Below are 22485 nucleotides of genomic sequence, written 5' to 3'. Positions count from 1 at the left end.
TGCGCTGCTCGACCATGGCGTGCCTCGCGCATACGACGGCAGGCTTGGAGCCATGAACGACGTCCTCGAGACCCTCCGCACCCCGTTCCTCCTCGGCGCCCTGGTCGCCACCGGCCTCCAGGCCGGCACCTACTACGCGTGGGCGTCCGGCGTGATGCCCGGGCTGGCGCGGGTCGACGACCGCACGTTCGTGCACACGATGCAGCAGGTGAACGTCGCGATCGTCAACCCGGTCTTCCTCGCGACCTTCCTCGGCGCGCCGGCGCTCGGCGTGCTGGCCGCCGTCGCGGGCCCGCCGTCCGCGCGCACCTGGCTGGTGGCCGGAGCAGCGTTGGCCGTGGCGACCGTGGTGGTCACCGGCGCCGGCAACGTGCCGCTGAACGACTCGCTCGAGGCGGCCGGCGCCGTCGACCGGATCGGCGACCTGGCCGCCGTCCGCGCCGACTTCGAGTCGTCGTGGGTGCGGCTCAACGCGCTGCGCGCGGCCACCTCGACCGCCTCCCTCCTGGCGCTCGGCTGGGCCGCCTTCCGGGCGTAGCCGCCCGTGGTCCTAGCCGCGGGGCGAGACCCGCACCCGGGCGCCGCGGCGCGGCACCGAGGTGATGTTGCGGACCTTCGCCACGTCACCGCCGACCGCCTCGACGTCGTGGCTGCGCAGCACCTCGCGCAGCACCTCGACCCCCTCCATGAGTGCGAAGCCGGCGCCGATGCAGCGTCGTACGCCGCCGCCGAACGGGATCCAGGTGTTGGTGGCCGGCGGGGAGTCGCCGAGGAACCGGTCGGGGTCGAAGCGCTCGGGCTCGGGGTGGTTGTCGGCGCGGCCGTGCGCCACGATGATCGACGGCCCGACCGTCGCTCCCGCCGGCAGGTCGACGCCCGCGATGGTCACCGGCTCCATCAGCGTCCGCACCACCATCGGGATCACCGGGTGCAGGCGCATCGACTCCTTGAGCACCGCGTCGAGCCACGCGTCGTCGCCCTCGTCGGCCGCTCGCTGGCTCCGGGCGAGCAGGTCGGGGTGGCGGCCGAGCTCGAAGAGCGCCCAGGCCAGCGCGGTCGCAGTGGTCTCGTGGCCCGCCAGCAGCAGGGTGACCAGCTGGTCGCGCAGCTCGGTGTCGGAGAGTCCACCGTCGGGGTCGTCGCCCCCGGCCCCCACGCGGATCAGCCTCGAGAGCACGTCGGTGCGCTCGGCGAGGTCGGGGGCCTCGCGGCGCTCGCGGATCTCGGCGTACATCAGGCGGTCGAGCTCGCGCTGGTTGTCGACGGTCCGCTTCCACGGTCCGTAGCGCTGCAGCCGGGGATAGCTCCAGCCGAGCAGGATCGCGGGGCTGATCTCGACGGTGGCGTTGACCCGCGGCCGCAGCTCCGCGAGCCGCTCCTCGTCGGTCACGCCGAAGACCACGCGCAGGATGACCTCGAGGGTGAGCCGGTTCATCCGGTCGAGCGAGCGAAACGTCTCGCCCGGACGCCAGGTGGCGACCTCGTCGCCGGCCAGCCGGGCGACCAGCCCGCGGTAGTCGCGCAGGGCGTGGCCGTTGAACGCGGGCATGATCAGCTTGCGTGCCCGCTTGTGGGCGGCGGAGTCCTGGAGCAGCAGCGAGTGCTCGCCCATGACGGGGCCGAGGATGCCGTTGCCCTTGCCGGCGTGGAAGACCTCCGGGTCTCCGGCGAAGATCTCCTTGGCGTGCTCGGGCCGGGTGAAGAAGACCAGCGGGCGGCCCTGCGGCACCAGCCGCACGGTGAACACGTCGCCGTAGCGGCGCTGCAGCCAGGGGTGGAACCGGTGGCGGAACCGCAGCAGCGCCACGGTCTGGGCCAGCGCGGGCCACCGCGGTCCGGGCGGCAGCTCGGCGGTCGGCACCGGGGGCGCCGCGTCGCCGCCGACGAAGCTCATCCGGCGGAAACGCTGCTCGGTCAGCTCGCGGGTGTCGGGGGTGTCGCTGAGGGCGGCCACGCCTGCCACCATACGAGCGCTGGTGCCCATTGAAAAGGTGTCAATAAGAGGTGTGGTGCCCGTCACGGCCACAGCGACCGGGCCAGCAGCACGACCGCGCTGGCGGCACTGAGCACGAGCAGGGCCGGCCGCACCGCGTCGACCGGGAGCCACCGCCGCAACGGCCCGCCGACGACCACACCCAGCAGCAGCGCCGGCACGAGCACGACCGCCACCCGCAGCTGGTGCAGGGTCAGGTCCCCCGCGACCAGCAGCCCGACCAGGCTCAGCAGCGCCCCGATGAGGAAGTAGACCGCCATCGTCGTGCGCACCTGCTGCGCGGGCCGGTGCTGGTAGAGCAGGGCGAACGGCGGTCCGCCGATCGACGTCGCCGTCCCGGTGATCCCGCCGATGAAGCCGGCCGCGCTCAAGGTGCCGTGGTTGACCGGCACGGTGACGACGCGCCAGGTCACCAGCACCGCGAGCAGCACCGCCACCCCCACCACGATCCCGAGCTGCCGGTGGCTGAAGTGGGCGACCACCCAGACCCCGACCCCGGTGCCGACGACCCGGGCCGGCAGCGACCAGTTCAGCCCGGCCCAGTCGATGTCGTCGTGGTCGCGCACCAGGGTGAAGCACGGCAGCAGCAGCGCCAGCATGATGAGCAGCCCGGGCATCAGGTCGGGCTCGAGCAGCGTGATCACCGGCGCCGCCGCCAACCCGATCCCCAGCCCCACCACCGCCTGCATGGTGGACCCGACGAACAGCGCCGCGCCGATGCACACCAGCGAGACCACGCCCACGCCCGCCATCGCACCCCGCCTCGACCCTGAATATGACTTATTCAGTCTACTTTGTGCGCCCCCGCCTGGTCGGACGGCACCGGTGGTTCACGTGCGCCTGTGGAACTGGACCTTGCCCGTCGGTAGGTAGTTCGTCCAGTACGTCGGGTCGTGTGCTCGTTGGTGGTGTGAGGGACAGAGCAGGACGCCGTCGCGGAGGTCGGTGTTGCCGCCGTCGGTCCAGCGGACTCGGTGGTGGGCCTCGCAGGTGGAGGCGGGGCGGTCGCAGCCCTCGGAGCGGCAGGTCTTCTGCTGGAGTCCGAGTGCGGTGCGTTGCGGGGTGGTGAAGAGTCGTCGGGTGCGGCCGAGGTCGAGGACCTGCGACTGTCCGTCGAGGACGGCGGGGATGAGTCCGGCTTCGCAGGCGAGCCGGCGTGCGGCGCCGGGGCTGATGCGGGTGCCGGTGTCGAGCTCGCACGCGGCGAGGCGTCCTTCGAGCACGGCGAGGGGGATGGTGACGACGACGGTGGCGTTGACGCCGCCGCGCTGGGGCAGCCGGTCGGCGGGGTACTTGAGGATGTAGTCGCAGAACGCCTGCCCCAGCGACTGCGACGTCACCTTCTCGTGCGTGAGAGCCGCGTGGGCGAACAACGCCTTCTTCAGGGCTTCGGCGTGCAGGGTGGGGATGACGAACCGGCCGTGGGTCCGGCCCTCGCCGTCGTCGAGCATGGTGAGCTTGCAGGCCTTCTCGGCTTCCCGCTCCTCCCTGGCCAACGCTTTGGCTTCGGCTGCTTCGCCGACCTCGGGGCAGACGATGTCGAGGATCCGGTTGCCGAAGATGGTGAGGTCCCTGGGGTCGTGGTGCCGGGCCAGCTCGACCAGCTTGACCTGCGCCTGCTCCCGGACCGCGGCGTCCACGTCGTCGGGGAGCTTGTCGATCGCCCTGGCGATGACCTCGGCCTGCTCCAGCAACAGCTCACCCCGTCCAAGCGCCTGGGCGACGACGGGCATGGTGTCGAGCTGCTCGGCCAGCCGCATCGTCCTGGACGCGTCGCGGCGGGTCGCGCGGGTCGCGACCGCGAGCCACGCTGCGGTCGAGGTGGCGCCGGAGGCGGCTTCGACCTTCTGGGTCTGGGCGTGCCTCGCGACGCGCAGCTCGAGGGCTGCGACCTGGCTCTTGAGCTTCGCGAGCTCGGTCAGGGCATGGCCGGTCTCGGTGGCGTCCATCGACCACAGCGGCAGGTCGCGGACCTCGTCGAGCACACCACGCGCATCGGTCACGGCACGCGTGACGCGGTGCCGGTAGCGGGTGGTGTGCGGGCTTGTCATGTGTCCTACTCAAGCACCGACCACCGACAGTCCCGGGCCTGTTTTCGCGTTGTCCACAACGGGATTCGGGGTTGTGACCCGATCGTTACCTCCGGTGTGGGCGCTGGGTTTCGAGGCTTGTCGCTAGCGCTCCTCGCACCTCAACCAGCGCCAACCGGTGGTTGAGGAAGTCGCGCTAGCGACTGTCTCGAAACCCCGCACACGAACGCCCTCCGTCTCCACCGGATGCTCTTCGGGGTATCGCCGACCCGGCGCTTGTTGTCGTCGCCTTGCGCCGACCCGGCGTTAATTGACGACGGCTCGGCGAAACCTGAGTCGCCCCACGATGGTTGCGGAGGGGCCGTTCGTCTCACCGGGTTCCGAGACAGGACTTCGTCCTTCCTCAACCAGCGGTGGCCGCCGGAGGGCGTTCGTCGTACGGGGTCTCGACGACGCTCGCTGGCGCTCGCTGCTCGACCACCGGTGGTCGTCCTACGCCCGCGCAGTGCTGGCGGCGCGAGCTTGCGAGTGCCGGCAGTGCGCCGTCCCAGCAGGGCGACCGAGGCTCGCAGTCAAGGACGCCGAAGGCGCCGCAGGGAATCCTTGACGGCGAGCGTCGGCCTGCTAGCCGCGCGGGCGCATCGAGTCAGCACCGGAGTGAGCCGAATCCCGAGCAAGGGAGGGCGTTCGTCTCACCGGGTTTCGAGACAGGACTTCGTCCTTCCTCGACCAGCGATACGCCAAGCCCGCGCACTGCTGGCGGCGCGAGCTTGCGAGTGCCGGCAGTGCGCCGTGACAGCAGGCCGACCGAGGCTCGCGGTCAAGGACGCCGGAGGCGCCGCAGGGAATCCTTGACGGCGAGCGTCGGCCTGTTAGGCGCGCGGGCACCCCGAGTCACCACCGGAGTGACCCGAAACCCGAGCGAGGGAGGGCGTTCGACTCACCGGGTTTCGAGGCTCGTCGCTAGCGCTCTCGCACCTCAACCAACGCAGACAGCGTCCGCCTCACCGGGTTTCGAAGCTCGTCGCTGGCGCTCCTCGCACCTCAACCAACGCAACGCAGGGCGTCCGGCTCGCCGGGCAACGAGTGAGGGACTCCGTCCCTGCTCAGCCAACGGTCGCTACGGTGCCGCCATGGACCGCACCACGTTGGCCTTCCTCGGCGCGGCGCTGCGGCACCCGGGGCGGGTGGGGGCGGTGGCGCCGAGCTCGTCGGCGCTCACGGCGGTGCTGGCGGGTGTCGTGCCGACGACGGGGACGCCGACCGTCGTCGAGCTCGGACCCGGGACGGGTGCGGTGAGCACGGCGATCGTCGAGCGGCTGCCCGCGGGAGCCCGGCACCTGGCGGTGGAGATCGACCCGCGGATGGTCGAGGCGCTGCGGCGCAGCCAGCCGCAGCTCGAGGTGATCGAGGGCGACGCGCGCGACCTGGTGCGGCTGCTCGGCGAGCGCGACGTGACCAGGGTCGACGCGGTGGTGTCGGGGCTGCCGTGGGCGCTGTTCGACGGGGGCACCCAGCGGGCGATCCTGGCCGCGGCCCGGCAGCTGCTGGGCGGGACGGGCGCGTTCACGACGTTCGCCTACCTGCACGCGTTGCGGTTCCCGGCTGCCCGGCGCTTCCGCGGCCTGCTGGGTGAGGTCTTCGACGAGGTCGAGGTGACCGAGCCGGTGTGGCGCAACCTGCCCCCGGCGCTCTGCTACGTCTGCCGCTGAGCGGGGTCAGTCCGGCAGCAGCCCCCGCCGCCGCGCGATGGCCGCGGCCTCGGTGCGACCGGCGGCGCCGAGCTTGCCGAGGATGTTGGAGACGTGCACCGAGACGGTCTTGGCGCTGATGAACAGCTGCTTGCCGATCTCGCCGTTCGAGCGGCCCTCCGCGACCAGCGCGAGGATCTCGGTCTCGCGCGCGGTCAGCGTCTCCGGGGCCGACTCGCCGCGCACCGGCGTCGTGCCGAGCGCCTGCAGCTCGTCGAGGAGCACGGTCGCGCCGAGCTCGTGAGCGGTCGCTCGGGCCTGGTCGGCGTAGGTGCGCGAGGTCGCCAGGTCGCCGGAGGCGCGGTGGACGGTCGCGAGCACCAGCCGCACCCGGGCCAGCTCGTGGACGTGGCCGTAGTCGGCGAAGACCGTCTCGGCCTCCCGCCAGGTCTCGACCAGCGCCTCCTGCGGCGGTGCGTCGACCCCCGCCAGCCAGCGCGCCCGCAGCGTCTCGGCGTCGAGCCGCTTCACCCAGGCCCGTCCCTCGGGGCCCCAGTGGCCGGAGGGGTCGGTGTAGCGGTCGAGCACGGTGTGGCCGTCGGCGTGCAGCCGCTCCGCGTGCGCGACGAGCTCAGCGCGCTCGCCGGCGCTCGCGGTGGGTAATGCCCGGCAGACCGCGTCGAGGGTCTGGGCGGCCAGCCGGATCCGGGCGCTGAACCACTCGTGCCAGATGCTGCCGAGCACCGTCACCGCGTCGTCGTACGCCGCCAGCGCGGCCGCCGCGTCGCAGCGGCGGGCCGCGTCGGCGATCTCGACCGACGCGGAGTGGATCGGGATGCTGCCGTCGAACTCCCAGCGCTTGCGCAGCTCCCGGGCGCGGTCGAGGACGTCGAGCCCCCGGGCCTGCTCGACCACCAGCCGCACGCTCATCAGGATGGCCGAGGGGATCGGCGGCGCGGGCTCGCGCCCGGTGTCGGTGAGCTCGAGCACCCGGTCCCAGCGACCGCGCACCAGCTCGACGAGCGCGAGCTGCCACCGCGCCTCGAACGCGTACGGCGCCCAGGGCAGTCCGGCATCGAAGCCCACCTGCATGCCGGACCTGAACCAGCGCTCGGCCTCGTCGAACTCCGCCCAGTCCTCGAAGGAGCGGGCCATCAGGAACCGCCCCCGGAGCTCGGCCTGGACGGCGCCGGTCGCGGCCGCCTGCTCGATCGCGTCGGCGAGCGCCGCGCGCAGCGCGTCCTTCGGCCCGGCCTTCTTCAGGCCGCTCAGCGTGGTGATCGCCTCGGCGACCATCTCGGGCAGGTCGAGCCGCTCGGAGAGCGCGAGCGCGTCCATGCCGACGGCCTGGGCCTCGTCGTAGTGACCGAAACCCGACAGCACCCGAGCCCGGATGTTGAGCACCTTGGCCCGCAGCGCGGGGGTGTCGTCGGGCAGGAGCGCGACGGCCTCCGCCGAGACCGCCAGCGACTCCGCCTGGCTCTCGGTGATGAACAGCGCGTCGGCGAGCGCACCGAGCAGTCGCGGCCGCCACGCCGGCGCCGCGTCGGCCGGGAGCCGGTCGAGCTGCTCGCGCAGCACGTCGGCCGCGCGCATCGGCCGGCCCGCGCTGGTGAGCGCGTCCGCGGTGCCGACGACGAGCTTGGACAGGTCGACGTCGAGGGCCTCCCGGCGGGCGGGATCGGCGAGCAGCTCGAGCGCCTGCTGGTAGTGGTGGGCAGCCTCCTCGGGTCCGCCCACGGCGGCCGCCTCGTCGCCGGCCCGGATGCTGGCGGCCAGGGCGGCGTCGAGGTCGAGGCCGAGCCGGGCGTGACGGGCCAGCTCCGCCGCGGTGCCGCGGGCCCGCCCCTCGGCCAGCGCGGCGGCGTACTGGAGGTGCAGCCGCACCCGCTCCCCCGGCAGCAGGTCGTCGTAGACCGCCTCGCCGAGCAGCGCGTGGCGGAACGCGTATCGGCCACCCTCGGCGACCATCACGTGCATCTCGACGGCCTGCCGCAACCCCTCGTCCAGGGTCTCGACCGGCATCCCGGCCGCCGCGACCAGCATGTCGTGGCCGACCCGGCGGCCGGCGACGCTGGCGACCCGCACCACCTGGCGGGCCGCCTCGTCCAGCCGGTCGAGGCGCACCAGCAGCACGTCGGCGAGGTCGGCCGGCACCCAGCTGTCGGGCCCCGACGCGGCGCTGGTCAGCTCCTCGACGAAGAACGCATTGCCCTCGGCGCGGGCGACGATCTGGGCCAGCTCCCGCTCCTGGAGACCGTCCGGCACCAGCTCGGCGACCAGCGCGCGCACCGACTCCTCGCCCAGCGGCGCCAGCGACATCCGCTCCACCCCGCGCAACCGCGACCACTCCGCGACCTGGCGGCGCAGCGGGTGGCGGCGGTGGAGGTCGTCGGAGCGGTACGACGCCACGACGGCGACCGGGCCGGAGAACGGCCGGGTGAACAGGAAGCTGAGCAGGTCGCGGGTGGACTGGTCGGCCCAGTGGAGGTCCTCGATCACGAGCAGCAGCGGGGCCCGGGAGGCGGCGGCCTCGAGCAGGGCGTGCACCGCCTCCATCAGGTCGCCCCGGTCGAGGGCGGAGGGCTCGCCCGGCGCGGACTCGGCGGCGGTCAGCACCCGGCGTCCGGGCTGGAGCCGCGCCAGCGCCGGGTGGACGCCGGCGACGGAGTCGACGACGTCGGGCAGGTCGGTGGCGAGACGGCCGAGCACCTCGGAGAACGGCAGGTAGGGCAGCGCGGAGTCGCCGAAGTCGAGGCAGTGGCCGGCGAGCACCTGCCACCCCTCGGTGAACGCCAGGTCGCGCAGCGCCACGAGCAGGCGGGTCTTGCCGACCCCGGCGTCGCCGGAGAGCAGCACCACCCCGGGCCCACTGGTCCGCAGGTCACCGGACGCGCGGACGCCGAGCGACGAGGCAAGCTCCGTCAGCTCGGCGTCTCGTCCGACCAGGATCTGGCTGGTGTGGGCCACGTGGTCCATCTTCACGGTTCCCACCGACATCCGCCGCCGCTCCGCGGCCTGTCCGTCTCGCATTCCCGGGATCCGCCGCCGGTCAGGCGGTCGGGCCACCGGTCTCCTGGCGGCGCGGGCGGCGCCGCGGCAGCCGCACCCGGCGGCTGGTGGGGCGCACCCCGCCCCGGATCTGCTCGCCCCGGTAGGCGATCTCGGCCTGGTACGCGTCCTTCGAGTAGTACATGTCGGGCTCCTCAGCTCGCCGGTTGATGAGGAGAGATTCGCCGTCTGAGGTACCCCCGCACATCGGGCAGGTGCCTTATCCCTGCGGAGCCCGCTCGCGGGGTGCCTTAGACGAGGGGCCGCCCGTCCTTCCAGACCGCCGTCACCAGCGGGACCCCCGGGCGGTAGGCGAGGTGGACGTGGCTCGGCGCGTCGAGCACCTGGAGGTCGGCGCGCCGCCCCGGCACCAGCGCCCCCACGTCGTCGCGGTCGAGCGCCGCCGCGCCGCCGTACGTCGCCGCGTGCACCGCCTCGGCCGGCGTCATCCCCATCTCGCGCACCGCCAGCGCCACGCAGAGCGCCAGCGAGCTGGTGAAGCTGGACCCGGGGTTGCAGTCGCTCGCGAGCGCCACCCGGACCCCGGCGTCGAGCAGCCGCCGTGCGTCGGGGTAGGGCTGCCGGGTCGAGAACTCCACGCCCGGCAGCAGCGTCGCGATGGTGCCGCTGTCGCGCAGGGCGTCGACGTCGGCCGGCTCGAGGTAGGTGCAGTGGTCGACCGCCACCAGCCCCAGCTCGGCGGCCAGGCGGACGCCGGGGCCGGGCCCGAGCTGGTTGGCGTGCAGCCGCCCGCCGAGCCCGGCGGCCGTGCCCGCCTCGAGCACCGCCCGCGCCTGGTCGGCGTCGAAGGCCCCGCGCTCGCAGAACGCGTCGACCCACCGGGCGTACGGCGCCGCGGCGGCCAGCATCGGGCCGGTCACCAGCTCGACGTACGCCGCGGGGTCGGCGCCCTCCGGCACCACGTGGGCCCCGAGGAAGGTGGTCTCGTCGGTGAACTGGCGGGCCACCGCCAGCGAGCGGGCCTCGTCGCGGACGGTCAGGCCGTAGCCGCTCTTGACCTCGACGGTCGTGGTGCCCTGGCGCAGCATCTCCTGCACCAGCCGGCCGACCGAGGCCGTGAGCTGCTCGTCGGTGGCGGCCCGGGTGGCGGCGACGGTGGTGCGGATGCCGCCGGCCTCGTAGGCACGGCCGGCCATCCGGGCGGCGAACTCCGGCGACCGGTCGCCGGCGAAGACCAGGTGGCTGTGGCTGTCGACCCAGCCGGGCAGCACGGTGCGGCCGCCGAGGTCGACCTGCTGGTCGGCGGCCGGGGCCTCGGTCGCCGAGCCCACCCAGGCCACCCGCGATCCCTCGACCACGAGCGCGCCGCCGGCCACCGCGCCGAGCAGGTCGTCGGCCTCGGGGTCGTTGGTGACCAGCTCGCCGATGCCGGTCAGCAGGGTGCTCGTCACGACCAGACCTCCTCGATCGCGGCGGCGAGCGCGCGCCCCACCGCGTCGCGGTCGCCGTCGAAGACCACCCGCCCGTCGCGCACCACCCGGCGCACGTCGGCGGCGGTCGCGGCCCACACCGCGGTGTGCTCGTCGGCGCCGGTGCCGGCGGTGGTGGGGGTGTCGAGCGCGAGCGTCACCAGGTCGGCCCGCTGCCCGGGCGCGATCGCACCCACGTCGGCGAGCCCGAGGCTGTCGTGGCGGGCACCGGCGGCGAGCAGCTCGGCCGCGGTCCAGTGGCCGCGCTGCCGGGTGGCCAGCCGCTCGTCGAGCTCGAGGGCGCGCATCTCCTCCCACGGGTCGACGACCGCGTGGCTGTCGGTGCCGAGGCTGAGCGGGCTGCCGGCGGCGGCGAGCGCTCGGCCCGGCCCGATGCCGTCGCCGAGGTCGCGCTCGGTGGTGGGGCACAGACAGGTCGTGGTGCGCGTGCTGCCGAGCAGCGTCACGTCGTCGTCGGTGAGGTGGGTCGCGTGCACCGCCGAGGTCAGCGGGCCGAGCACGCCGGCGTCGTGCAGCAGGCGGGTCGGGGTGACGCCGTGGGCCGCCAGGCAGGCGTCGTTCTCGGCGACCTGCTCGGACAGGTGGACGTGCAGCGGACGCCCGGTCGCGGCGGCCGCGACCGTGGCGACCTGGTCGGCCGGCACCGCGCGCACCGAGTGGATCGCCGCCCCCGTCGTCTTGCCGGGCAGGGTCGCGAACCGCTCGGCCCAGCGGTCGGCGTCGCCGTCGGAGTAGCGGCGCTGCACGCCCTCGACCGGCTCGCCGAAGCCGCTGGAGACGTAGCAGGTGTCGAGGAGCACCAGCCGGATGCCGGCAGCCCGGGCCGCCTCCGCCAGCGCGTGCGCCATCTCGTGGGGATCGTCGTACGGCGTGCCGTCGGGCTGGTGGTGGAGGTAGTGGAACTCCCCCACCGTCGTGAACCCGGCCGCGACCATCTCGGCGTAGACGGCCGTGGCCAGGCGGAGGTAGCCGTCGGGGTCGAGCCGGCCGGCGAGGTCGTACATCTGCTCGCGCCAGGTCCAGAAGGTGCCGCGCTCACGCTGGGTGCGGCCTCGCAACGCGCGGTGGAAGGCGTGGCTGTGGCAGTTCGCCAGGCCGGGCAGCGTCAGGCCGCGCACCCGCTCGGCCCCCGGCGCGCTGCCGCCCGGCTCGACGCGCACCAGCGTGTCGCCGTCGACCTCGACCACCACCTCGTCGCGGACGGCGCCGGCCACCCAGGCGCGCTCGAGCACGGCAGTCGTCACGGAGGTCGTCACGTGACCACCCGGCCCAGCGCGTCGGCGAGCGCCTCGACCCCGGCCAGGCAGTCGGCGGTGGTGGCCCGCTCAGCCGGCGAGTGCGAGACGCCGGTGGGGTTACGGACGAAGAGCATCGCAGTCGGCACGCCGGCGGCGGCCAGGATGCCCGCGTCGTGACCGGCCTGCGTCGGCAGCGCCGGCCAGCCGGCCGCGCCGGCGAGGCGGCGGGTCAGGTCGGCGTCGAACTCCACCAGCCCGCTCACCGACTCCGCCGTCACCACCAACGTGGTGCCGTCGCGGTCGGCGCGGTCGGCCGCCTGGCGCTCGACGGCCGCGACCAGGCCGGTGAGGGTCGCCTCGTCGGCACAACGGGCGTCGAGCCAGGCGGTGACCCGCGACGGCACGGCGTTGGTGCCGTTGGGCTCGACCTCCACCCGCCCGAACGTCGCCCGCTGGCCGCTCAGCCGGGCCTGCTTGTTGGCGGCCAGCGTGGTCATCGCGTAGGTCAGCATCGGGTCGGCGCGGTCCTCCATCCGGGTGGTGCCCGCGTGGTTGGCCTCGCCGGTGAACTCGAACCGCCACCGGCCGTGCGGCCAGATGCCGGTCGCGACACCGACCGGGGCGTCGAGGTCGTCGAGGCCGCGACCCTGCTCGACGTGCAGCTCCACGAAGCAGCCGACGCCGGCCAGGAGCGAGGGGTCGACCCGCCCGTCGAGCCCGGCCGACTCCAGCGCGTCGGGCAGCGCCACGCCGTCGCGGTCGCGCAGCTCGCGGGCGCGCTCCCAGTCGAGTGCCCCGGTGGCCAGCCGCGAGCCCAGGCAGGCCAGCCCGAACCGCGAGCCCTCCTCCTCGGCGAAGATCGAGACCCCCAGCGGTCGCGCCGGCTCGACACCGCGCTCGCGGAGCCGGTCGACCGCGGCCAGCGCCGAGACCACGCCGAGCGGCCCGTCGTACGCCCCGCCGTCGAGCACGGAGTCGAGGTGCGACCCGGTGAGCACCGCCGGCCCCTCGCCGGCGTCCCACCACCCCACGACGTTGCCCAGGCCGTCGGCCTCGACCCGCAGCCCGCGGGCCCGGCACTCCTCGGTGAACCACGCCCGCAGCTCGGTCTCGGCGCTGGTCCACGGCTGCCGGAAGTAGCCCCCCGACGCCGCCGACCGCCCCACCGGCGCCAGCGCCGCCCACATCGCCTCGAAGTCCGCCACCATGGTCCGCCCATCGTGGCAGGTCGTCACCGTCCGCCGCGTGGGACCGATGCGCGAAGAGGTCTCGGATCCCAGACCGCGGCGCAGCACCCGATACTGGGCGCCATGGAGTTCCAGGACGTCGTACGCCGTCGCCGGATGGTCCGCGACTACGCCGACCGGCCGGTCGACCCGGCCGTGGTCGACCGGGCGCTCGCCAACGCGACGCGGGCACCGAGCGCCGGGTTCAGCCAGGGCTGGGGCTTCCTGGTGCTCGACACCCCCGACGACGTGCGCGCCTTCTGGACGGCCACGAGCGACGACGTCGACCGGCCCGACCGGTGGCTGCGCGGGATGATGCGGGCACCGGTCGTGGTGGTGCCGTGCTCGAGCAAGGCGGCGTACCTCGACCGCTACGCCGAGGAGGACAAGGGCTGGACCGACCGCGACGAGGAGCGCTGGCCGGTGCCGTACTGGCACGTCGACGCCGGCATGGCGGCGCTGCTGATCCTCCAGACCGCGGTCGACGAGGGGCTCGGGGCCTGCTTCTTCGGGATCCCGCCCGACCGCATCGCGGGTGTGCGCACGGCGTTCGGCATCCCCGACCGGTTCGACCCGATCGGGGCGATCACGCTCGGACACCGGCACGCCGATCCCGGCACCGCGGGCTCCGCGCGGCGCGGTCGCCGCCCGGTCGACGAGGTGGTCCACCGAGGACGCTGGGGACGACCAGCGGCGTCCTAGGCTGGACGGCGGACGGGACCGATCGACGACGGAGGTGGGGTCCGTGGCCGAGCCGTCGGAGCGCTCCGACCGCGAGAGCCGGGCCGCCGCGCGGGCGCGGATCGAGCAGCAGCAGACCTGGGTCGACCAGCAGGTGCGGATCGCCATGGCGCGCGGCGACTTCGACGACCTGCCCGGCGCCGGCAAGCCGCTTCCCGACCTCGGTCGCGACCACGACCCCGACTGGTGGCTCAAGCAGCTGGTGGAGCGCGAGAAGGTCGTCGTCCTGCCGCTCAGCGTCCAGCTGCGCAAGGAGGACGCCGGGCTCGACGCCCGCCTCGACGGCCTGCCCACCGAGCGCGAGGTGCGCCGCGAGCTCGAGGACTTCAACCGCCGGGTGGTCGCCGCCCGCTACCGCCTCCCCGAGGGCCCGCCGCTCGTCACCATGCCCCGCGACGTCGAGTCGACCGTCGCCGCCTGGCACGAGCGCCGCGCCGCCCGCCGCGCCGCCCGCGCCGCCACCAACCCCGACCCCCCGCCCCGCCGCCGCCGCTGGCTGAGGAAGTCGCGCTAGCAGCGCCCCGCGCTGGTCGAGGTGCGAGCGAAGCGAGCCTCGAAACCCCCGCCGGCCAAGCGCCGACTCCCTACCGGTGGTCGAGCAGCGACGAGCCCCAGCGAGGAGCGCCCGTCGAGACCCCCGCCGGCCGAACGCCCTCCGGTGGGGACGGGAGGGCTTCCGTCGCACCGGGTTTCGAGACGGGACTTCGTCCCTCCTCAACCAGCAGTGGCGCCGCTGGTTGAGGAAGTTGTGCTAGCAACTGTCTCGAAACCCCCGCACCCGAACGCCCTCCGGTGGGAACGGGAGGGCGCTCGGCTCACCGGGTCTCGAGGCTCAGGCCTGGCGGCCTTCGCACCTCGACCAGCGCACGCCGGCGCGCAGCAGCCGCAGTGCCCACCACGCGCGGCACCCCGCACCCACAGTCACCGGCCCCCCGGACCACACCACCCGGAATCGGCACCCGCCCGAGCCCCGTCCGCGGAGTCGCCACCCACGGGAGGGCGGTCGGCTCACCGGGTAACGAGTGAAGGACTTCGTCCTTCCCCAACCAGCGGTGAGGGAGGGCGGTCGGCTCACCGGGTCTCGACGACGCTCGCTGGCGCTCGCTGCTCGACCAGCAGTACGCCAGCCGGCGTGCCGCGCCGCCGGGCACGGAGGCGGCGGAGCGACGGGCTTCGTTCGGCACGTAGACGGCGGCGTGGCGCCGCAGCGAGCGCCGGGGAACCGCAGGGCAGAGTCCGGCGACACGGCAACGAGTGCCGAACGACGTCCGGCGCGCAGCAGCCGCAGTGCCCACCCACGCGCGGCACCCCGCACCCACCCCCACCCACAGTCACCGGCCCCCCGGCCACACCACCCGGAATCGGCACCCGCCCGAGCTCTGCCCCCGGAGTCGCCACCCACGGGAGAGCGGTCGGCTCACCGGGTAACGAGTGAAGGACTTCGTCCTTCCTCAACCAGCGGTGAGGGAGGGCGGTCGGCTCACCGGGTCTCGAGGCTCAGGCCTGGCGGCCTTCGCACCTCGACCACCGCACGCCGGGCTGCCGCGCCGCAGGGCAGGGAGGCGGCGGAGCCACGGGCGGCGTTCGGCACGTCAACGCCCGATGTGGCGCCGAAATGAACGCCGGGGAACCGCAGGGCAGCGTCCAGCGACACGGCAACGAGTGCCGAACGACGTCCGGCGCGCAGCAGCCGCAGTGCCCACCCACGCGCGGCACCCCGCACCCACACCCCAACCACAGCCACCCGCCCGCCGGATCACACCAGCCGCAGTCACCACCTGCCCGAGCCCCGTCCCCGGAGTCGCCCGCTACCGGGAGGGCGTTCGTCTCACCGGGTCTCGAGGCTCCGGCCTAGCGACCTCCGCACCTCGACCAGCGCCACCCGCCGACGAGCCGACGAGCCCGTCGCATACCGCCCCGACCGTGTCAGATGCGTCATACCGGCCGGTAGCCGCAGTTGCTAGGTTCCGCGGCATGGCCCACCGCAGCCCCAAGGACTTCTTCCGCCCGCTCGCCGTGGGCGCCCCCGCGCCCCTGACCGAGATCCCCGCCCGGCCCAGCCGGGCGATCCACTTCTTCGACCCCAGCAACGAGAAGATGGCCGCCAAGGTGCCGGCGATGGTCGGCACCGTCGACGTGCTGCTCGGCAACCTCGAGGACGCCATCAAGGCCGACAACAAGGTCGCGGCCCGCGAGGGGCTGGTGCGGATCGCGGGCGACACCGACGGCCTCGGCGGCCCGGACGCCACGACCCAGCTCTGGACCCGGATCAACTCGCTCGACAGCCCGTGGGCGCTCGACGACCTCACCACGCTGGTGCCGGCGATCGGTCACAAGCTCGACGTGGTGATGGTCCCCAAGGTGCAGGGCCCCGAGGACATCCACTACGTCGACCGGATCCTGGCTCAGCTCGAGGCGAAGGCCGGGCTCGACCGGCCGATCCTCGTGCACGCCATCCTCGAGACCGCCCGGGGCATGGCGAACGTCGAGGAGATCTGCGGCGCCAGCCCCCGGATGCAGGGCCTCTCCCTCGGCCCGGCCGACCTGGCGGCCGACCGGCGGATGAAGACCACGCGGGTCGGCGGCGGCCACCCGGGCTACCTGGTGCGCCAGGACCCGCCGCTCAACGAGCTGGGGGTCGCCGACGTCGACGCCACCCGCGCGACGTACCAGCAGGACCTGTGGCACTACACGATCGCGCGGATGGTCGACGCCTGCGCCACCCACGGCATCTACCCCTACTACGGGCCGTTCGGCGACATCACCGACGTGGTCGCCTGCGAGGACCAGTTCCGCAACGCGTTCCTGCTGGGCTGTGTCGGCACCTGGAGCCTGCACCCCAAGCAGATCGCGATCGCCACCAAGGTGTTCAGCCCCTCGGTCGAGGACGTGCGGCACGCGCGGCGGGTGGTCGCCGCGATGGGTGACGGCACCGGCGCGGTGATGCTCGACGGCAAGATGGAGGACGACGCCTCCCTCAAGCAGTGCCTGGTGATGGTCGAGCTCGCCGAGCAGCTGGCGGCGATCGACCCCGACCTCAAGGCGGCCTACGACGAGATCGAGGTGACCCCGTGAGCTTCCGCCCCCGCCGCTCGGTCCTCTACATGCCGAGCTCCAACGCCAAGGCGCTCGAGAAGGCGAAGACGCTGCCGGTCGACGGCATCATCTTCGACCTCGAGGACGCCGTCGCCCCCGACGCCAAGCCGGCCGCCCGCGAGGCCGCGGTCGCCGCCGTCACCTCGGGTGAGTACGGCGGTCGCGAGCTGACCATCCGGGTCAACGGCCTCGACACCCAGTGGCACGCCGACGACATCGCTGCCGCCAGCGCCGCCGCGCCCGACGCGATCGTGGTGCCCAAGGTCGGGAGCGCCGAGGAGGTCCGCACCCTCGGCGCCCAGATGGACCGCGCCGGGGCCCCCGAGACCACCAAGCTGTGGGCGATGATCGAGACGCCGGTGGCGATCCTCGACGCGCTCGCGATCGCCGGCGCCTCCGACCGGCTCGGCGCGTTCGTGATGGGCACCAACGACCTGGTCAAGGAGCTCTACGCCGAGCACGTGCCCGGCCGGGCGCCGATCCTGCCCTCGCTGCACACCGCCCTGCTGGCCGCCCGGGCCGCAGGGATCGCGATCATCGACGGCGTCTACAACGACGTGAAGGACCTCGACGGGTTCCTCGCCGAGTGCGAGCAGGGCCGCCGGATGGGGTTCGACGGCAAGACCTTGATCCATCCCGGCCAGGTCGACGGCGCCAACCGCGCCTTCGCCCCCAGCGAGCAGGCGGTCGAGGACGCTCGCGGCATCCTGCAGGCCTGGGAGGACGGCGCCGGCTCCGGCGTGGTCACCTACAACGGCCGGATGGTGGAGAACCTCCACGTCGAGTCGGCCCGCCGCACCCTGGAGATCCACGAGGCGATCGAGGCGCTGGTCGAGGAGCAGGGCACGTCCCCGGCCTGACCCCGGTGGGCCGGTGACGGTCGGTGACGCAGGCCGATCTCAGCCGGCGAGGCGGCGGCGGCCGACCAGCTCGAGGGTGGCCTCGGGGGTGAGCGGGTGGAACGGGCCTCCCCGCACGTCGCGGTAGGCGCGCTCGAGGCGCGACCCGCGGAAGAACGCCGACCCGCCCGCCACCTCGAGGGCGGTGTCCACCACCACCCGGGCCGCGGTGAGGGCCTCCCGCTTGGCCGTCATCAGCGTCTCGAGGGTGTCCTCGTCCGGCGCGAGGTCCTCGCCGGTCTCGGCCACCGCCCCGAGCAGGGCCCAGCGGGCCACCCGCAGCCGCGCCGTCATCTCGCCGACCTGGCGGACGGCGGCCGCGGCCGGCTCGGGACGGCGGCGCAGCAGCGCGGTGGCCTCCTCGCACGCTCCCCGGGCGACGCCGAGGTAGGCGGCGCCGACGAGCGGGGCGAAGTGGATTGCCGCCACGAGCAGCGGGCCGGCGAGGGCGCCGTAGGGCCGGGTGCCGAGCACCTTCTCCCGCGGGACGAAGACGTCCTCGAGCACCAGGTCGTGGCTGGCGGTGCCGCGCATCCCCAGGGTGTCCCAGGTCTCCTCGACCCGCACGCCGTCGGCGGCGAGCGGCACGCCGCAGTGGATGACCGCGGCGTCCGGGCCCGGCGCGCCGACCACCGCACTCGTCGAGACCACCCCGGCGACCGGCGCCTGGCTGCAGAAGACCTTGCGCCCCGACAGCAGGTAGCCGCCCTCGACCTCGGTGGCGACCGTCGTGGGGCAGACCCAGTCGGAGCCGCCGCTGGTCGCCAGCACCAGGCGGTCGTCGGCGACCTTGCGGAGCACGCCCTCGGCGTCCGCCGCCCCGCGGCGCAGCCGCCAGCACTGCACCAGGGTGAGGTAGAGGTGCATGGTCGACGACAGCGCCGCCGCCCCGGAGTGGGTGCCCAGCTCCTCCTGGGCGAGCACCAGCTGGCGCAGGGTCGCGCCCCGTCCCCCGAGCGCCACCGGCACGGGCAGGGCCAGGTAGCCCGATTCGTGCATGGCGTCGTAGGCCTCGGAGACGAACGTCGCCGCGCGGTCGTGGGCCTCGTCGTGCCGGGCCGCCTCGGCACCGACCGTCGCGGCCATGGTCAGGATCTCGTCGTCGGTGACCCCGGTCGTGGCCGGGGCGTCGTGGGTGATCGTCATGCCTCGAGGTTGGCGCCCGGGGCCGGCCGCTACTAGTTCACAAACTGAACCGGGCGCGTCACCATGGCGGGGTGTCCCGCTACGGGCAGTACTGCCCCATCACGCGGTCGCTGGAGATCCTCGGCGACCGGTGGACCCTGCTCGTGGTGCGCGACCTGCTCGTCGGCGCCACCCGGTTCAACGAGCTCGCGCGCGGCCTGCCCGGGATGTCGCGGGCACTGCTCTCGAAGCGGCTCGACCAGCTGGAGCGCCACGGACTGGTCGACCGGGCCGACGGCGGCTACCTGCCGACCCCGGCCTGCCGCGACCTCCACCCGATCATCTTCGGGCTCGCGGAGTGGGGCGCCCGCTGGGCCTTCGGGGAGCCGCGACCCGACGAGCTCGACCCCACGGTGCTGATGTGGTGGATCCGCGGCGGCATCGACCCGACGCCGTTCGGCGAGCGCCGGGTGGTGCTCCACGTCCACTTCAGCGAGGCCCGCCGCACGCGCTACTGGCTGGTGATCACCCCCCAGGACGTCTCGCTGTGCTTCACCGACCCCGGGCACGAGGTCGACCTGACCCTGGAGTCGACGTTGTCGTCGCTCTACCAGGTCTGGGAGGGCGTCATCGAGCTGCCGCGCGCCGTGCGCGAGGGCCTGGTGCGGCTCGACGGTCCGCGCGACCTGCGGTTGCTGCTGCCCGAGGCGCTGCGGTTCTCCCCGGTGGCGCCCTACGTACGTCGCGCGCGCCAGCCGCTCTGAGCCGGCCGCTCTGAGCCGGGCGGTCTGAGCCGGGCGGTCTGAGCCGGGCGGTCTCAGCGGGCGTCGAGCTGATCGTCGAGCTGGGCCACCAGCCGCGCCGGCGCGGTGCGGCGGAACGACGCGTCGAGCAGCTCGGCCACCTCGGCCCAGTCGGTGCGTCGCACGCCGTCGAGGTCGACGCCCGTCCAGCCCGAGGCGCCGAGGTAGGCCGGCACGAAGCACCGGTCCTCCTCCAGCAGCGCCGCGGTCTCGGCCTCGTCGAGGTTCACCAGCAGGCAGCTGGGGTGCTCGACCCAGCTGCCGTCGACGCGCAGCGAGCCGCCGTAGTAGGCGAACACCTTCGTGGTGAAGAACGCCGGCCGCCCGTGCGAGACCTTCTGGCCCGCGCCGGGCAGGGCGAGCGCGAGCTCGCGCACCCGGGCCAGCACCGGGTCGTCGTCGTCGAACATCTGCGGGTGCGCCACCGCTGCATCGTGGCAGGTGAGCCGGTATGGCGGAAGCAGCCGACGGGCATTGGTCGGTCAGGGAATCGGGAGCCTGACAACAGAACAGAAAGGGAGGAAGACCATGGTCATCCTCGGACTCATCCTGCTCATCATCGGACTGGTGGCGAGCATCCCCGTCCTGACGACGGTGGGAGCGATCCTGCTGGTCGTCGGTCTGGTGCTCAACCTGGTGCCGATGGGCGGCACCCGGCGGAGGGTGTTCTAACCCCAGAGCTTCGCGACCCGCTCGGCCTCGGCCGCCGCCTGCGTGCGGCCGGCCCGGGCCGAGCCGGGTCGTGACCTGGGGTCGAGCACGTTCCTGCCGATCGCCTCGCGAGCGGCGGCGTCCGGCGTGATCACCACGTGCGGGACGCCGAGCCGCTCGAGCTGCTGGGTGGCGCTGCGCATCGGCCCGATCGCCCGGTCCTGCGGGCAGATCGCCACGACCACCGAGCAGCCGTCGGCGAGGTCGGCGTTCGCACCTGAGTGCACGCCGCCGTCGATGTAGGTGCGGCCCCCGATCGGGATCGGTGGGTAGACGCAGGGCACCGCGCAGCTGGCGTTGACGGCGTCCTCCAGCCCGGTCGCCCCACCCGGCGCGTGCACCACCCGCTCCCCGCTCGCGACGTCGACCGCGGTCACCAACAGCTCGCGGTCGGGCCACTCGGTGCTCACCAGCCGCTGGCGCACCTGCTCGTAGCGCTCGGCCAGGGTCGGGGTGCGGCCCCGCGCCGCCGCGCGCACCGCGCGCGCACCCAGCAGCCGGCCGAACGCTTCCACGTCGCCCCGCGCACGCAGCATCGCGACCGCGAACTCCACCAGCACCCTGCCGCCGATCCGGGCCAGCGGCACCGACAGGTCGGGTGGGAGCAGCTGACGGTCGTAGAGCTCGGCCAGGGTCGCGGCGCCACTGGTGACCTGGGCGCCGACGATCGAGCCGGCCGACGTGCCGACCACCCGGTCGGCCCCGGTCAGGTCGACGCCCGCCTCGGCGAGGCCGTGGAGCAGGCCGGTCTCCCAGGCGATGCCGGTGATGCCGCCGCCGCCGAGCACCAGTCCGCGCACCATGCGGGGAGTGTGTCAGGCCAGCTTGGCCGGGGCCACGACCAGGTCGACCCGGACCACCCGGTCGCCGTCGACGGTCAGCGACACGACCGCCGAGCGGGTGCCGTCGCGCTCGAGCAGCACCAGGCCGGGTGCGCCGTTGACGTCGACGACCGCGACCGTGCGGTCAGCACCCTTGCGGACGACGCCGAGCAGGAACCGGGCCACCCGGTCGGCACCCAGCACCGGTCGGCGTGCGGCCGAGACCGCGCCACCGCCGTCGCTGGTGAGCACGACGTCGGGGTCGAGCACGCGCACCAGCCCGGTGAGGTCGCCGCCGGCCGCCGCGACCAGGAACGCCTCCAGCACCCGGTGGTGGGTGTCGCGGTCGACGTCGACCCGCGGCGTGCCGGCCGACACGTGGCGGCGGGCCCGCGAGGCCAGCTGGCGCACCGCCTCGGGGGTGCGGCCCACGGCGGCGGCGACCTCGGCGAACGGCATCGCGAACAGGTCGTGCAGCACCCACGCCGTGCGCTCGGCCGGTGTGAGCTGCTCGAGCACCACGAGCAGCGCGTAGCGCACCGAGTCGTCGAGGGTGACCCGGTCCGCCGGGTCGGGCTCGGTGACCACCGGCTCCGGCAGCCAGGGCCCGACGTACGCCTCGCGGCGCACCCGGGCCGAGCGGAGCACGTCGAGCGCCGCCCGGGCCACGGCGACCGTGCCCCAGCCCAGCACGTCGCGCACCGGCTCTCGGCGGTCGGCCTCGACCAGCCGCAGCCAGCAGTCGGCGACGACGTCCTCGGACTCCGCGCGGGTGCCGAGGATCGAGTAGGCGACCCGGACGAGCCGGGGCCTGGCGGCGTCGTAGGCCTCGGCGAGGCGCTGTTGGTCGCTCAACCGACCAGCCACTGCTCGAACGTGGTGCGCCCGCGCGGGCCGTCGGTGGTGGGGCACAGCGCCCCCGAGCGGAATCCGCGACCCCACGCGCCCGGCACCCGCACCGGCACCACCCGCCGGCCCAGCCCCCGGGCCCGGGAGACCCGGCGTGCCAGGTCGACCATGTCGTGGCGCTCGGGGCCGGCGAGGTCGGGCACCCGGCCCGACGGCCCGGCCTCGACCAGGTCGACCAGCGCCTCGGCGACCTCGCGGGCCGCGACCGGCTGGCTCAGCATCCGGGGGACCACCGAGAACCGTCCGAGGCGCACGAAGTCGAGCGCCTGCTCGGCGAACTCGTGGAACTGGGTGGCGCGGAGGATGGTCCACGGCACCCCGCCCTCGGTCACGAGTCGTTCCTGGTGGCGCTTGCCGTGGTAGTAGCCGGAGGGCACGTCGTCGATCCCGACGATGGAGAGCGCCAGGTGGTGGCCCACCCCGGCCTCGGCCTCGGCGGCCAGCAGGTGCTCGGTGACCGCGCCGAAGAAGGCCTCGGCCTCCGACCGCTTCTGGGCCCGGGTGCTGGTGGTGTCGAGCACGGCGTCGACCCCGGCGAGTCGCTCGGCCAGGCCGGCCCCGGTCGTCAGGTCCGCCCCGGTGCTGCGGGCCAGCACCTCGACCCGGTGTCCGCGCTCGCGCGCGACGGCGACCACGTGGACACCGACGACGCCGGTGCCTCCTGCCACGGCGATGTTCCTCGTTGTCATGCCCGGTGGAC

Annotated in this window: 21 protein-coding genes; 8 read left to right on the top strand and 13 right to left on the bottom strand. The window is 74.3% G+C overall.

Annotated elements, in window-relative coordinates; genetic code table 11:
• Positions 1–52: 52 nt before the first annotated feature.
• Entirely contained in the window at positions 53–538 is a 486-nt protein-coding gene (locus JT721_RS05590) for a DUF1772 domain-containing protein (protein WP_205471959.1), read from the top strand.
• 12 nt (positions 539–550) lie between these two features.
• Here the strand turns inward: JT721_RS05590 and JT721_RS05585 are convergent, their stop codons facing one another.
• From JT721_RS05585 to JT721_RS05575, 3 genes are all read right to left on the bottom strand, one after another.
• Positions 551–1954 carry a cytochrome P450 gene (locus JT721_RS05585; protein WP_307827904.1) on the bottom strand — a complete coding sequence of 468 codons (1404 nt, stop codon included), beginning with the start codon at positions 1952–1954 and terminating at the stop codon, positions 551–553.
• 62 nt (positions 1955–2016) lie between these two features.
• A complete protein-coding gene (locus JT721_RS05580) occupies positions 2017–2745 on the bottom strand; it encodes a sulfite exporter TauE/SafE family protein (RefSeq protein ID WP_205471958.1) in 729 nt (242 codons plus the stop codon).
• A gap of 78 nt (positions 2746–2823) precedes the next feature.
• On the bottom strand, positions 2824–4044 hold the full coding sequence (locus JT721_RS05575) for an HNH endonuclease signature motif containing protein (RefSeq protein WP_205471957.1): 1221 nt from the start codon (positions 4042–4044) through the stop codon (positions 2824–2826).
• 1112 nt (positions 4045–5156) lie between these two features.
• On the opposite strand from JT721_RS05575, the gene JT721_RS05570 reads away from it, so the two are divergent.
• On the top strand, positions 5157–5735 hold the full coding sequence (locus JT721_RS05570; RefSeq protein WP_205471956.1) for a class I SAM-dependent methyltransferase: 579 nt from the start codon (positions 5157–5159) through the stop codon (positions 5733–5735).
• Positions 5736–5741: 6 nt separating this feature from the next.
• Here JT721_RS05570 and JT721_RS05565 read toward each other — a convergent pair whose 3' ends face one another.
• The 5 genes from JT721_RS05565 to JT721_RS05545 all read right to left on the bottom strand — a co-directional run bounded on the left by JT721_RS05565 (position 5742) and on the right by JT721_RS05545 (position 12662).
• A complete protein-coding gene (locus tag JT721_RS05565; RefSeq protein ID WP_205471955.1) occupies positions 5742–8747 on the bottom strand; it encodes a helix-turn-helix transcriptional regulator in 3006 nt (1001 codons plus the stop codon).
• Positions 8748–8766: 19 nt separating this feature from the next.
• Positions 8767–8910: a hypothetical protein gene (locus JT721_RS05560; protein ID WP_205471954.1), complete on the bottom strand. Its 144-nt coding sequence runs from the start codon at positions 8908–8910 to the stop codon at positions 8767–8769.
• A gap of 106 nt (positions 8911–9016) precedes the next feature.
• Positions 9017–10177: an imidazolonepropionase gene (gene hutI, locus JT721_RS05555; RefSeq protein ID WP_205471953.1), complete on the bottom strand. Its 1161-nt coding sequence runs from the start codon at positions 10175–10177 to the stop codon at positions 9017–9019.
• Entirely contained in the window at positions 10174–11472 is a 1299-nt protein-coding gene (locus JT721_RS05550) for a formimidoylglutamate deiminase (RefSeq protein ID WP_307827903.1), read from the bottom strand. The genes hutI and JT721_RS05550 overlap by 4 nt, the downstream gene beginning before the upstream one ends.
• Complete coding sequence (locus tag JT721_RS05545; RefSeq protein ID WP_205471952.1) at positions 11469–12662, bottom strand: allantoate amidohydrolase; 1194 nt, start codon at positions 12660–12662, stop codon at positions 11469–11471. Before JT721_RS05545 ends, JT721_RS05550 begins: the two co-directional genes overlap by 4 nt.
• A 102-nt stretch (positions 12663–12764) precedes the next feature.
• Between JT721_RS05545 and JT721_RS05540 the strand changes: the two genes are divergently transcribed.
• From JT721_RS05540 to JT721_RS05525, 4 genes are all read left to right on the top strand, one after another.
• Positions 12765–13382 carry a nitroreductase family protein gene (locus JT721_RS05540; RefSeq protein ID WP_205471951.1) on the top strand — a complete coding sequence of 206 codons (618 nt, stop codon included), beginning with the start codon at positions 12765–12767 and terminating at the stop codon, positions 13380–13382.
• Between the two features lie 43 nt (positions 13383–13425).
• Positions 13426–13935, top strand: a complete 510-nt coding sequence (locus JT721_RS05535; protein ID WP_307827902.1) for a DUF1992 domain-containing protein — start codon at positions 13426–13428, stop codon at positions 13933–13935.
• Positions 13936–15395: 1460 nt separating this feature from the next.
• Entirely contained in the window at positions 15396–16496 is a 1101-nt protein-coding gene (locus tag JT721_RS05530; RefSeq protein ID WP_205471950.1) for a CoA ester lyase, read from the top strand.
• Positions 16493–17377: a CoA ester lyase gene (locus JT721_RS05525; protein WP_307827901.1), complete on the top strand. Its 885-nt coding sequence runs from the start codon at positions 16493–16495 to the stop codon at positions 17375–17377. The genes JT721_RS05530 and JT721_RS05525 overlap by 4 nt, the downstream gene beginning before the upstream one ends.
• 39 nt (positions 17378–17416) lie before the next feature.
• Here the strand turns inward: JT721_RS05525 and JT721_RS05520 are convergent, their stop codons facing one another.
• Positions 17417–18562 carry an acyl-CoA dehydrogenase family protein gene (locus tag JT721_RS05520; RefSeq protein ID WP_205471949.1) on the bottom strand — a complete coding sequence of 382 codons (1146 nt, stop codon included), beginning with the start codon at positions 18560–18562 and terminating at the stop codon, positions 17417–17419.
• A gap of 71 nt (positions 18563–18633) precedes the next feature.
• Here JT721_RS05520 and JT721_RS05515 point away from each other — a divergent pair, with 71 nt between their 5' ends.
• Positions 18634–19305, top strand: coding sequence for a helix-turn-helix domain-containing protein (locus JT721_RS05515; protein ID WP_205471948.1), 672 nt, complete (start codon positions 18634–18636; stop codon positions 19303–19305).
• Positions 19306–19358: 53 nt separating this feature from the next.
• Here JT721_RS05515 and JT721_RS05510 read toward each other — a convergent pair whose 3' ends face one another.
• Complete coding sequence (locus JT721_RS05510) at positions 19359–19769, bottom strand: MmcQ/YjbR family DNA-binding protein (protein WP_205471947.1); 411 nt, start codon at positions 19767–19769, stop codon at positions 19359–19361.
• A gap of 103 nt (positions 19770–19872) precedes the next feature.
• Between JT721_RS05510 and JT721_RS05505 the strand changes: the two genes are divergently transcribed.
• A complete protein-coding gene (locus tag JT721_RS05505; RefSeq protein ID WP_205471946.1) occupies positions 19873–20016 on the top strand; it encodes a hypothetical protein in 144 nt (47 codons plus the stop codon).
• Here the strand turns inward: JT721_RS05505 and JT721_RS05500 are convergent.
• The 3 genes from JT721_RS05500 to JT721_RS05490 are packed head-to-tail and all read right to left on the bottom strand — an operon-like array spanning position 20013 to position 22453.
• Complete coding sequence (locus tag JT721_RS05500; RefSeq protein WP_205471945.1) at positions 20013–20858, bottom strand: patatin-like phospholipase family protein; 846 nt, start codon at positions 20856–20858, stop codon at positions 20013–20015. The genes JT721_RS05505 and JT721_RS05500 overlap by 4 nt on opposite strands.
• 12 nt (positions 20859–20870) lie before the next feature.
• A complete protein-coding gene (gene sigJ / locus JT721_RS05495; protein WP_205471944.1) occupies positions 20871–21731 on the bottom strand; it encodes an RNA polymerase sigma factor SigJ in 861 nt (286 codons plus the stop codon).
• The gene (locus JT721_RS05490) at positions 21728–22453 is read right to left on the bottom strand and encodes an SDR family oxidoreductase (protein WP_307827900.1); all 726 of its coding nucleotides are present in this window, start codon (positions 22451–22453) and stop codon (positions 21728–21730) included. Before JT721_RS05490 ends, sigJ begins: the two co-directional genes overlap by 4 nt.
• Positions 22454–22485 lie beyond the last annotated feature (32 nt).

The organism is Nocardioides sp. SYSU D00038 (assembly GCF_016924665.1).
Classification (GTDB): domain Bacteria; phylum Actinomycetota; class Actinomycetes; order Propionibacteriales; family Nocardioidaceae; genus Nocardioides.
Note: the sequence above shows the minus strand (reverse complement) of the source record. Positions and strands in the feature narration are given on the sequence as shown.